This is a genomic window from Paraburkholderia bryophila (assembly GCF_003269035.1).
Taxonomy (GTDB): Bacteria; Pseudomonadota; Gammaproteobacteria; order Burkholderiales; family Burkholderiaceae; genus Paraburkholderia; species Paraburkholderia bryophila.
Genome location: NZ_QLTK01000012.1, coordinates 1 through 12,889, shown reverse-complemented (window position 1 = coordinate 12,889; position 12,889 = coordinate 1). Strand labels below are relative to the sequence as shown.

Below are 12,889 nucleotides of genomic sequence, written 5' to 3'. Positions count from 1 at the left end.
AAAAATAGCTCGCCCTCTGAATGCGGTCACGAGCAATGGGCAGGCATATTTCAGGCAAGCTGCACACGCTGCCGCCAAGCGAACCGGAAAGAGCCCGTCCCGTTATGCTTCCGTCGACATCATCTGTTGTGAAGCCACTAACCGGGGTGGCGGATGACAGCCGCAAATACATAAATCATCGCTTAATGCGGCGTGCCTGCCGTCCGGCGCGGTCATGATCTGGCGCGGCCCGTCACATTGGACTTTCCCTGTTGTATTGCAAGCGGGGCATGCGACTGGGTCTCCTTCGTGGGCGACGTCTTTATCGCTCAATTGAATAGAGGTGGGGACTGCCTGAACGATGCCGTTGGCTGTCGTTTTGTCGCCGTTCAAAATTAGAAATCGTTTCATGGTGTTTTTTGTAGCTTAAGGTTTCTCGCGCATTCAATCTTGGTTTGCGAACCGTTACGTTATCCGTCTATTCTTTTTCCAAGCCGCGTGCGCAACGCTGGTCGTAACAACCATTGAGCGCAGATCGGCCCGTACCGTGAGCGTTCCCCATTTGAAGACAAACATACCGCAAACACCTTCGAAGACGATTCCGATGCGGTGGGATTCGTCGTCTTCGAAGACGGGTCGACGGGTCACGACACCCTCTGTTTTCAGCGCCCCTCTTTGTCCTGGCGAAGAAGAGTCCACTCCACGTAGTGCACCTTGCCGGCATCTGACCAGTCCTTTATCACCAGATCTGGCATAACCACGCCCTTGAGAACATGTACCTGATGTTCCGGGTGGTCCGTCGCTTGCCAATGCCCAGTGGCCGGGCATACCTCGCCCGTTCTCACCCTCGGGATGACTGGGTCCGGTTCGATGTAGGACACGGCCTCCGGCGTCGCCAGGAAGTATTCGGACTCTTCAGGGATCGTACCGTCTGTGTAGCGATCATCCTTCCAAAGCAGGCACCAGCTCACATCGACGTCTTCGGCGTGGCCACTACTCTCGTTGAAAGCGCCCGTCATGCGGGGCGCGCGCGTGCCTTGAACAAGGTAGTTAAAGCAGCCCGCGTTCTCGCTGCTGGTGGCGCCCATCGGGATAAGGCCAAGCACTTTCCCACGGGTGATCGTGACCGGTTCCCATATGCCATCGACGGGCACGGTGTCGCCCGAGCGGATAACGATACCGGTAGGCGGCGGCACAGCCGGCAATACCTCGGGGAAAACGGGATAGCTAAGTTGATAGAAGCGAAAGACGTATGCCTTGGGATTCAGCAGCGCGCCGGCAGCCGTGAAGTGTGCGGTCGCGCGCTCACTTGCGGGTACCTCGCAGGCAGCGTGTTCGCCCACATACTCGCTGGCGCGCATGAGCACGTTCAGCGCTTCGACCTTGGGCGGGTAAGGTGCCTCCTGAATGCCGCGCTCCCAATAGTCGCCATCCGGGTAGAGGTACTTGGCGACGACATGATAGTCCGTTAGTGCCTGATCGAACGCCTCGTCTCGACGCCAGATGAATCGATAGCCTCGCCGCAGTTCGTCCAAACCTTTGTTGTATGCGCTAAGGATGCCGTAGATGCGCGGCAAGTTATCCGCCAGCATCTGTTCGGGCTGGCTCGATGGCCAGGTCTTGACCGCATTCTCATAGGCACGTGCGAAGACTTCCCAGTCGTCCCGCTTCTTTGCCCAGAGGCTATAGCTTGTCAATCTCTTCAGGAGCCAGAAAACCTGACGGCGCGTCGTTTCATCGCGCATGTTGAACAACTTCATTGTGGCTCCGTGGTTTATTACCGGTTGTCTGAGTTGGCAGCACGTGCCGCCGCGGTGGCACCGCTATTACTCACCTTGGTCTGGATTTCCTCGGTTCCAAGACGGCGGGTTCGCGCAGCGCCACGTACGTTCTCGTCGAACTTGCTGTAGCCGTAAACGTCTTCGATGTTTGTCCAGTTCGTCGCTCGAAGCTCGACGATCACTCCATTTTTCGAAATGGCGGGTGGCAATTTGCCTTGCTTAAGCAACTCGCCCGCCGCCGTAATCTCGTCAGCAAGCTCACCGAGATCGACGATGAGTTGCTGGCCGCCACCTTCAAGATATTGAGTGGGGACTGCGTCGCCATATTGCTCGGCAATCTGTCCAGACCAGGCCTTCAAATCCATATGGGACGGTAAGTCCGCAGGTAGATGCACAATCGCAAGAAAGCCATTCCCGTTCCACTCGTCAAGCACGGCCGAGCGAGTGCGCCACTCCTCAGCACTTTTGGGCGCCTCTCCCAACCCCCAGAACGCGGGCTGCCGCCCCCCGGCCTTGCTCCCACCGGGGTATGGGGCATGCTTGGACGGATTGCCGAATGCGCGGTACAGCTTCTTGCCGGCCAGTTCCTGCGACCCAATAGCCGAGATCTCGCCGGAAAAAGTGGCTACCTTCGTGAAAACCTGATCTTTCCCATAGCTGGCAATCTTTCCGCGGTCTTTCAGGATATCGGGCCAGCCTTGGTCAATTTTGGACTGGTACTTAGTGGTCAACCTAGCCTCGATTTTGCCTTCGTCCGCCAAGCATTCCGAGGAAGGGAACCTGCCACGCCGGATTTCCCGCGCTAGTCGTCGTTCTTCGAGATACGCCTCCGCTTCGCGACGTACTTTCGGCATGCCGCCCGTAGCGATCTCGTGAATTTCGCCGCGATACAGCATGTTCTGCAGCGTTTTGAGCTTCGCCTCGAACTCCCGCAACGCCTTGGGAACCATGCGGTCCGCCATCTCCTGCAATGCGGCGAAACCCGCGCTGACCTGTTCAATCTTGCTGCGCCAGACTTCGGGCAACAGTTTTCCGACACGTGCCTCAAGAGACTTGCGAATGGCAAGTTGGACGGTCGCGCAGAAGTCCTTCAGCTTGGTGAGGACCTGAGATTCGTACTGCGCGATGTTCAGTGCTTGCAGCCACTTCGGCGCGTCACCGTGGCCCATGCGGTTCAGGAATTGAATGACTTCCGCGAGGAGCGCATGGTCTTTGGCGACGATACCTTCAGCGCGCAATGCCAACCGGCCCACGCCCTTGATTACGCCACCAACCACCGGTATCAAGGCAAACACCAGAATGACGAGCAGCACCCACTCCATGATCGCCTCCCGCTTTCTTGGGTCCGTGCTCAGGTGAATGGAGACGGAGAGAAGGTCGCGGGCGGCCGTCACATCGCCCACAAGCGGAATCATTCCGATGGCAGCATCCGTGATGACCTGACTTATGGTCTGCTTTTCATTGAAAGCGCCTTGCAGTGTTCCCCAGCACCACTGCCCCACATCCAGAGACGTCTTTTTGAAATCTTCCAGGCTCCAGCTCACCTTACGCTCCCCCGTGCTTGGCCAGAAGCGAATCGATATCGCTTTCAGAAAGCTGTTCGCCCTTGAAGTCAGGATTCTTCGTCAGGTCCTTGCGCGCGAATTGGCGCACATCGGGGCCAAGCTGAACCTGAACGGGGCCGACCGGCACGTTTTCAAGATGCATTTTGCCCTGCGCGTCCAATACGCCCTCGCGCGTACTGTTGTCTGATAGCGTTGCGGTGTACTTGGCACCCTGAACCGGCTCATCGTCGTGATACAGATACTGCATGGCGGCGTCATACTTGGACGTTGGAAGTGAAGGCAGAGGGTAGTCAGTCTGGGTGGGACCGTTAAACGCGTGCTGACTACCCTTGACGTCGACCTTTCCGGGTGCGTGAATTTCGATATTGCCGTCCTTGAGGCGGATATACGCACCACCCGACGTTAAGAGAATTTCCTGGCCGGCTGCGGCTTCGATTTTTTCCGTGGCGGAAAGCATTTTCACAGTCTTCTGCGCCGTGAATTCGACGCCGTCGGAATGCGCCTGAATCTCAACCTTGCCCTTTGCGGCAAAGAGCTTCATCCCAACGTTCTGCGCAAACAGGCTGATCTTCTCCGACACACTCGCGACCAGCGACTTGCCGGTCGCAATGTATGTGCTTTGGCCGCTGACCAGATTGATATGCTCGTTTGCTGCGATGTGGGTCGACTTTTGCGTCGACATGGCGATGCCCGCTGGCGTCGCGAACAGCATGATCGGCTCCTTGAACGCGTTCGCGCTGCCAGCGCCACCGCCTGCTGTGTTGCCTCCGCTGCTTGCCGCGCCCGAGACACTGTTTTGCGTGGCGTCGGTGAACGACTTCAGCGAGTCGTAGCCATCTTTGAGGCTTTCCGCCTGGTGCGTTTCGCTCGCCTGACTCAACGACTCGATCACGCTTTCCGAATTGACCAGTTGGCTGTTTGCGTCGCGCACGTCCAGCGGCTGACTCGATGCGCCCGTTGTCGGATGCGTCGACACGACCATGCCTTGTGCGGCCCGGATCGCGCCATACGCGTCTGACTTCAGATCGAAACCGCTCCCCAGGTACTCGCCGCGCGCGTTGCCCGTCTGCGCGATCAAATAACCGAGGTGCAACTGCGCATTCGTGCTGGTGCTGTAAAGCTGCACGCGGTTCTGACCGGTGGCGTCGTCCATCACCATCTGGTTGTAGCCGCTGCCTTGATACTCCTTCGACTTGTAGCCCGACAGAATGCCGTTCGAATGCCAGTCCGGCTTCTTTGCACCGTTATAGGCGCGACCGGTGACGATCGGCTTGTCGCAATCGCCATCGAGGAACGACACGATCACTTCTTCGCCGATGCGCGGCACATGCACCGCGCCATAACTACCGCCGGTGTCGGACTGTACGACCCGCATCCAGCACGACGCGTTTTCATCGCCATCGTTGAGACGATCCCAGTGCATGAGCACCTTGATCCGGTTCAATTCGTCCGTGAAGACTTCCGCGTTCTTTGGGCCGGATACGGTTGCCGTCGCCCTGTGTGGCGAGCGTCGGGATCGTCGTGCCCTTCGGATTGGCCGGTGCCGACGGCGCCTTGTAGTCGAACGTACGGGTTGTGAGCGTCGTGCTCTGTAGCGTGCGCGTGCCGCTCCATTGCACGAAGGCGTCCGTTTCGCTGTTGGTGCCCGAGCGGTAAAAATCCACAGTTTGCGGCGACAGCGCCGGGAGGCTGCCGATGTCGTCCGTTATGACCAGCGTGTGCGATTTGCCGTCCGTAGCCTGCTCGAAATAGCCGAACAGCCCTTCGGTTTCCATCAGCCGGTGACAGAAATTCCAGTCGTCCTCGTATTGCACGCAGAACGAGCGCTGCGGCAGGGTATTGCGTAAAGCAAAGCGGAATGCGCCCTGCGCCTGCGGATGCATATTGAATACATCGGTGATGATTTCATCGGCCGGTTTATCCTGCCAGATCCGTGCATCTTTTCTGAAGCGCAGAAAATGCATCCATGACACAAAACCGATCTGATATCTGGTGAGCGCACTGTCCGAGCCCAGACGGCGCGCCGTATGGACATAACCGTGATGCGGGGCGTACGACTGGTCGGTTTGCTGAACCCAAAGTGTGACGGGCTGGGCAATCAGCTTCTTGAGTTCGATATTGTCGTTGGTGGAAACCGCGTCCAGTGTGAATTCGTAATCGCGGCCCAGACGCGAATGGCCCACCAGTCTTTGCGGCAACAGGACATTCGCGCCCAATGGCGTATCCAGTTTCAGAAGACGGTCGCTTTGCAACAATCCGCCTTTTATCGCCGCGATTATGTCTTGTGCCCCCATACCGCCTCTGTTTTACGTAATTGCGCCCCCGCGCTACCGCGCGATATTACAAAATATTAGCGGGTTAGCGCAATCAAGATGGTTGCCGCAATTGTTAATTCGGAATTAATTGCGCATTTATTCGATGCCGTTTGGGTAGCGGAAAAAATATCCCGCATCAGGAACCGAGAACGACGGTCTGTGGACCATTTACCGAACGCGCGGCGCAGGCTTTCTGCGTGAACACTAATTCGCCCCGCCTAGCCTGGTTGTCTATCGCGCCTGTCCTTTCCCTATGTCTCGCCTCCGGCAGGTTGGGTAGCGGGTGCGCGAACGTTGACGAGCCATCCGCAAATCAAAGCATTCAAGAAAAAGACAGGCCCATAAGTTTCTCAACTTATGGGCCTGTCTTTTTCAGGTTATGCGTCTATCTACCGTAGGGCGCCATAGTTAATGCGACGGCGCGCACTGAAAATCAAAGACTTACATGAAACCGCGCCACAGAGGTTTAGTCGGGTGCGACGGAGTTCATGCGACTCGCCTACTGTCGCGCAAAAGTAGTAGCTTTTTGGTGCAATCCCAGTTTCAACCCGCAAGAATCGGGCGGTCGCATCGTGAGACAGAAAATCTGCCGATATTGGGAGAGTCGAACGCGGCGTCGGCGACTGGATTGTGGGGCGTGGAACTATGACTTGGCCGGCGCGGAAATTTGACGACATTGGGCATAGGGATTTCGAATCGTCACAGTGCCGGGTCCGGTAATCAGGTCAATTTCGAGCACGTCGCCAACTTCCCACCCTTGGGCGACCAGTTCGTTCCATAGCTCGTCGGGAAGCTGTAAAACGCCATCGCCACTTGCATCGACGGCGTCCTGCCGCTCTATAGTCCAACGCTTCGGAGGAGAAAATGCATACACGCTTCATGAAAAAAATGCCGCTTTGCAATTTCTTATAATTACGCGCTAGCGTGTTCGTCTGAAGTTTTGTATTATCGCGCGGCAGCGCGGGGGCGCGTATTGGATAAAAAGAGGCGGTATGGGAGCGCAAGACTATATCAGCACAATCACAGGCACATTATCGCAAAGTGACCGCCTGTTAAAACTGGACACGCCGCTTGGTGCGAACACGTTAGTGCCACAATTTGTGGTGGGCCGCTCACGTATCGGGTGCCACTTCGAGTTCACCGTAGACGTGGTGTCCACCTCAGGAAGCATTGAGCTCAAGAAGCTTATCGCCCAGCCTGTGACGCTGTGGATCCAGCAAGCGGACAAATCGTATCTCCCGCACAATGGCTACGTGCATACGGCGCGCCGGCTCGGTTCTAACAGCGGGCTGACGAGTTACCAGCTTGGCTTCGCGTCGTGGATGCATTTCCTGAAGTTTCGCCGCGATCAGTGTATCTGGCAGGATAAAAGCGTCGACGATATTGTGGCTGACGTGTTCAATAAGCATCCGCAGGCCCAAGGGTTATTCCAGTTCGCGCTTTCGAAACCGTTGCCGTCCCGTTCGTATTGCCGGCAGGACGAGGATGACTGGAATTTCGTGCATCGGCTGCTGGAGTCCGAAGGTCTGTACGGGTTCTGGCAGCAGGCGCAGGATGGTAAATCCCATACGCTGGTGATTACCGATCGGCTGCAGACGTTCGATGCCATGTCGTCGAAAACAGTGGCGTTCTATCGCGCGGGCACGCGCAGCGAGGCGGATGCGCTCACGCAATGGTCTGGCACGCGTACGCTGCAGAGCACGGCACTCACAACTCGAACGTTTGACTACAAAAACCCGGCGACCCGGTTCAACCCGAAGGGCACGAATGTGCCGACAATGCCGAATCAGGGCGCGCTGCCGGATCAGACCGAGGTGTACGAATACACAGGGGCGTATACCTACCCGAAGCAGGATCGGGGCGACCAGTTGTCCAGAATCCGAATGGAAGAATGGGAGTCTCGGGCCAAGCGTTTTCATGGCTTGGGAGGCGTGCGTGGGATTGATGCGGGGAGGCGTTTCATCCTGAGTGGTCATCCGGACCACGACCAGGATCAGGCCAACCAGAAGGAGTTCGCCGTAATTGAAGCGGCGTGGGTGATCGCAAACAACCTGCCGGTCCGCGATCAGGGAGCCGCGTTTCCGCATAGCCTGCAGCGTGAGCTAGAGGAGGTACGTGCAAGGCATGGCGGTAACGCGTTCAAGGTGTCCCACGCCGATGGCTCCGAGGGGTTTTTTCTGACGGAGATCGAAACGCAGCGTACGAGTGTGCCGTATCGTAGTCCGCTTGAGCACAGAAAACCGCAGACGCATCTGGAGTCGGCGATCGTGGTGGGCCCGCAAGGTGAAGAGGTCTACACCGACGACCTGAACCGGATCAAGGTGCAGTTCATCTGGGACCGTCTGAACGGCGGTGACGAGCGAGCGTCATGCTGGGTGCGGGTAGCGCAGTCGGATGCAGGAAATGGCTATGGCGGGGTCCATATGCCGCGGGTCGGGGAGGAGGTGCTAATCGACCACGTCAGTGGCGACTGTGACCGGCCCGTTGTGATCTCGCGCATGTATAACGGCGCGACGAAACCGCAGTGGCATTCGAACGGACTGCTATCGGGATATCGGTCAAAAGAGTATGGCGGCAATGGCTTTAATCAACTGGTAATGGACGACGCGACGGGCCAAAACCGCGTCCATCTATACTCGAGCAGCTACAACTCGCACCTGCACTTAGGCTATCTGATCCAACACTCCGCCAATGCACGTAGCGGGTTCCTCGGCAGTGGTTTCGACCTGAAATCCGATGCGTATGGTGCTATTCGGGCCGGACAAGGTATGTATATTTCGACGCATCCGACGTCGGTTGGTCAACCTTTGAGTGCTCAACCGGCGAGCGAACAATTAATCAATGCGGAAAGTGTCATCGAAGCTGTTTCCGAGGCGAGCGTCGCAGGTCAGGCGGAAAGCATGCGGACGGGCCAGGAAGCCCTGAAAAATTTTACCAATGCTACGCAGCGCAGCGTGACTGGAAGTGACTCGACGGGGGGGCGAACCGCAGGTGGCGGTACGGGTAGCGCGAACGGATTTTCGACACCGATCATGTTGATGGCAAGTCCATCGGGCATCGCACTGTCAACTCCCCAGTCAACTCATATTGGCGCGGATCAGCACATCAACGTCATCAGTGGGCAGGATACTTATCTTGCCACCGGAAAATCACTTGTACTGAGCGTTGTAGAGAAGATCAGTCTGTTTGTACAAAAGGCTGGAATCAAGATGTTTGCGTCGAGCGGTAAGGTAGACATCCAGGCGCAGAACGACGAAATGTCCCTGAGCGCGCTTAAGAATCTGACAATACGCAGTACCAACGCCCAAATGGCACTGTCGGCGGCCCAGGATGTCAAGCTAAGTAGTATCGAAAGTCAGATTACTATCGCTGCGAAGCAAGGCATCACTCTGATGAGTGGCGGAGCTTACGTAAAGATTGCGAACGGCAATATCGAGTTCGGTTGTCCCGGCGGCATCACGCTCAAGTCGGGCAATTTCCATTGGGAAGGACCCGCGCAGCTTTCAGATTCGGAGCAACTGTGGCCCGGTCAGATCCCCGCTAACTTCAGCACGAAAGTCTTTCTGGACAAGCAACTCCAGGAGCGAATCGGAATGACGGACGCGATTCCTTATCAGTTTGTTAGCGATAGCGGTGCGGTCATTGCAAAGGGAATAGTCGATGACTCAGGCGCGACGCAACGCGTTTTCCACACCAATACCGAAGCCCTAAGCGTGCTGCTCGGAGAAAAGGGCGATTGGCGCAAGACCGAACACAGCGACGACGATAAATGCGGTTGCGGCGCCGACCATGCAGCCGAGGCTTCTCCAGACTTCGCTCAACTTGTGAATCAACGACGCGATGAGACCGACGATATCGAGTCGACCGAGGACGGAAAATCGCTTCAATCATCGATCGGCACGAACTCGGCACCGCAGGTGAATGCGGAGACAAGCGAATTCCAGCGCTCGCTGATCGAACATCTCGTGTTCAATGAACCGGCAATAAAGCAGGCCATTTTGGATGGTGAGGACTGACGCATGAAGATCGTTGCACTCTTGTGTCTGGCGCTCTGTTTTTCCGGAGCTTATGGCGCCGACACCAAACCTGTCCCAGCGAATGCGGAATTGAAATTGTCGGACGGTGCGAACGATGTAGCGCTGACTGAGTCAACGGTAAGAGTCATCAAAGGCTACGTTGGCACGCTGACGGCTCACAGCTATGAGACGTTCACCAGCTACGTCCTTCCCGAAAAGTCCGGCGGCACCTGGCTTCAGATACCGGTTGATCAACCTGATGGCAGCATTTCCGAATTCCGGACAGTAGAGGCTGCGGACTCGACCGTGCAGGCAGTTGCCATGTATCGCACGGCCGGTACACTTTACGCCGTTGTAGCGACCAAAGCTGGCGGTAGCGCTCCCGATCTCTATTTAAAGCCAGCGTCGATTACCTTCAGGGTTTACCGGTTTAACGGCAGTCTCGATGTGGCTCGATTCAAGCTTGAACGAACCTCAAGCAGCAAAGCCGTCTACATGAATGCTAGCGACGCACTGACCAAAGAATTCTTCTCGAAGTAGAGGCTACATATGTTCGTCCGAGCAACCTACGATCGCGAAAAAAAGACCGTTCATTATTTCGATGCAGACGGGAATGAAACGCTCTATATAGGCGGATCGTTTGCGTGGCGCACCAGCAATCCAGGCAACCTGACAAAGCCGCACGCCTATGTCATGAAGTCGGCTATTGGCTATGCTCAGCGCACGAGCAAAGCAAAGTCGTTCTTCATCATTTTCCCCGACCGAGCAGCGGGTCAGGAGGCGCACCAGAAACTACTTAAAAGCGTCTACGGGGACAGCACGATCCGCAGCATGATCACCGTCTACGCCCCGCCGTCCGAGAACGATACAGAAGACTATATTGGGTTCGTGACAAAGAAGGCTGGCGTTTCTTCCACCGACGTCATCGGCTCTTTACCAGATGATAAGTTCAAAGCGGTGGCAGCAGCAATGGAACAAAAGGAAGGGTGGGTTCCAGGGGTAATCAAGCCTCTGGGCAAACCCGTCCAGGTTCAGATGCTAGACAAGCTGAATCAGCCTTTTGCGGGGCAGCCCATGCAAATCAAAGGGGCAAGCGCCAGTTTTGATGCAAAAACCAATGAGAACGGCGAGCTTCCCTGGATCTATAGCGGCTTGCTCGGCCAGGATGTCAATATCGTCTACAAGCGCGCGCAGGACGATCACGAGAACGTAGGGAAGATTTCCACGTCATCGGCGTCAAACGCCTTTACGTTCAATGCGCCGTACCATCTGATTCCCACGCGCCCGCGGCTACATGCAAAAGATGAATCCGGGCGCCCGCGCGTGCACATTGTTCAGCCAGGTGAAACGTTATCGTCAATTGCGGCGAAGTACGGGACGACGACTGATGCAATGGTCGGCGCAAATGGATTGAAGGATGCGAATCACATTTACGCGCAGCAGCATCTCAAGATTCCCTTGGACGGTGCTCCATCGCAATCGGCAAATCAAACGCCAGCACCGATGGCCAGTACTACACCGCACACCCCTGTAGCACCCGCTGCACCCGCTTCTGCATCCTCCACGCATGCTAACGGCGCTACCGTGACAAGCGCAGCAGCTCATAGTACGCCTGCAACAACGTCACAGGCGCCGGGCGCGACTAGCACCGGCGCCACGCCGAGTGCAGCGGGGAGTGCAACTTCGAGTCCACCGGCCAGTGCCGCTGCCTCAACTGCCGGCGTCGTGCATCAGCACGCTCCCAACGGCCATCCCCAGACTGTCGTCAGCTCCCCAACGCTAGAGCCTAGCGGTGCTGTCTGGTGCAGTAGGTTTCCAGGAAGCGCATCGCTCGATTCACTGAACGACTCTTTCAAAGCCAAGGCCAGTGCGTTTATCACAGCAATGCGGGATGCACACATTTTGGTAAGGATCAATGCCGCACTTCGCCCCATCCAGCGCTCATACCTGATGTTCCATGCCTTTGAAATTGCTAAGGGGCACGAGAGCCCGGACCATGTGGAGCCATACCCGGGTGTTAACATAGATTGGGTGCATCGCAGCGCCAACGGCAGCATGGATCTGGAAGCGTCGGTCAAAGCCGCGAAGGAGATGTGCCACGGTTATGGCATCAATATTAATTCTGCGATGCAAGCCGTCGGGAGGCCTGGTCGGTCTCGTCACAATTATGGCGCGGCGGTCGACTTGAATATTACCGGCTACGTGGGCAAGCGGGTCAAGGATGTGACAGGTAACGAAGTCGCGCTCAGTTCATTCGCTGATTTGAAGCACGTTGGCCATGGTTATGGGGTGAATTATTATCCACATGAAAACATGCACTGGTCCGACACGGGTCATTAATCAAGGAAAGTTATGAAAATAATCGTAGTGTCGGTTTTTGTCGCTTTGATCTGCAATTTTGCACACGCCCAACAAGCTCCGATTGTTGGCGTATGGGAGCAGCTTCCCGTTGCCGATGGTCATGGTGGACCCAACGCAGTGCGCCGCAATATTGTTTTCGTCGATCACAAGATTGCTGACGATACGGTGTTCAGCGGACTAGTGGATGCCGGTACAAAGAGCAGTGTTCTTTGCTGCGTGAAAGTCAGCAAGAATTCGTCTATCACTCTGCCAGAGCTGTTGAAAAAATATCAGTGGGATGAGGACATCGCAGATCATCTCAAGAAGATCACTGGATGGAAATATATCTACGAGGCGAGCCTCGTAGATCAGTCGGTTCAGAATGCGGGCATGCGAGAGTTGGTGAAAGACTTAACTATGCCCCCAGCCTTGTCCCCGTATTCCGCCGCTATCATTTCTGTAAAGATCACCGGCGAAGAAGTCAACAAGAAATTCACGACTAGTGACGGAGCGATCTCCTTTTCCACGCAATCGTCTCAGAACAGCAACATTATTCAGTACAAGTTTTCTGTCAATGGCGAGCAGGTTAAGTTGACGGAAGGGACGTTTCCCGATTGATTGATGAAGCGGGATTGACGTGCAACGTTGGCATTCGAAGACGTCAAGTCCCGCACAACTGAAGGGGAAATTATGCCGGGAGTGATACGGGTTGGTGATCGTACCAGTTCGAACGGCACGGTACTGAATGGTTCGACGACCTGCTTTTTTATGGGCAAGGCGGTCGCTAGAATCGGAGACTGTTGATTTGCACGGAATCCTGACCCACCCTGCGTAGTAATTTGCATCGAATATTGACCCACGTAGAACACTGACCTGCTCGGCAACGGGCGGGG

General features: G+C 56.0%; 7 protein-coding genes and 1 pseudogene. 4 read left to right on the top strand and 4 right to left on the bottom strand.

What is annotated here, in order from left to right; translation table 11 throughout:
• Positions 1-102: 102 nt before the first annotated feature.
• The 4 genes and pseudogenes from BX591_RS18400 to BX591_RS18385 form a co-directional block, all read right to left on the bottom strand.
• Positions 103-390, bottom strand: coding sequence for a PAAR domain-containing protein (locus BX591_RS18400; RefSeq protein WP_111932807.1), 288 nt, complete (start codon positions 388-390; stop codon positions 103-105).
• A gap of 251 nt (positions 391-641) precedes the next feature.
• Entirely contained in the window at positions 642-1,739 is a 1,098-nt protein-coding gene (locus BX591_RS18395) for an Imm72 family immunity protein (RefSeq protein WP_111932806.1), read from the bottom strand.
• Between the two features lie 17 nt (positions 1,740-1,756).
• Positions 1,757-3,304 (bottom strand): hypothetical protein, encoded by a 1,548-nt coding sequence (locus BX591_RS18390; RefSeq protein WP_111932805.1) that lies wholly within the window; start codon positions 3,302-3,304, stop codon positions 1,757-1,759.
• Position 3,305: 1 nt separating this feature from the next.
• A pseudogene (locus BX591_RS18385) lies at positions 3,306-5,619 on the bottom strand (type VI secretion system Vgr family protein).
• Positions 5,620-6,632: 1,013 nt separating this feature from the next.
• Between BX591_RS18385 and BX591_RS18375 the strand changes: the two are divergent.
• Genes BX591_RS18375 through BX591_RS18360 form a run of 4 tightly spaced genes read left to right on the top strand, consistent with a single transcriptional unit; the run spans position 6,633 to position 12,614 of the window.
• Entirely contained in the window at positions 6,633-9,656 is a 3,024-nt protein-coding gene (locus tag BX591_RS18375) for a type VI secretion system Vgr family protein (RefSeq protein WP_111932803.1), read from the top strand.
• A 3-nt stretch (positions 9,657-9,659) separates the two neighbouring features.
• On the top strand, positions 9,660-10,196 hold the full coding sequence (locus tag BX591_RS18370) for a hypothetical protein (protein ID WP_111932802.1): 537 nt from the start codon (positions 9,660-9,662) through the stop codon (positions 10,194-10,196).
• A gap of 9 nt (positions 10,197-10,205) precedes the next feature.
• A complete protein-coding gene (locus BX591_RS18365; RefSeq protein ID WP_111932801.1) occupies positions 10,206-11,996 on the top strand; it encodes a LysM peptidoglycan-binding domain-containing protein in 1,791 nt (596 codons plus the stop codon).
• Between the two features lie 12 nt (positions 11,997-12,008).
• On the top strand, positions 12,009-12,614 hold the full coding sequence (locus BX591_RS18360; protein WP_111932800.1) for a hypothetical protein: 606 nt from the start codon (positions 12,009-12,011) through the stop codon (positions 12,612-12,614).
• The last annotated feature ends 275 nt before the right edge of the window (positions 12,615-12,889 follow it).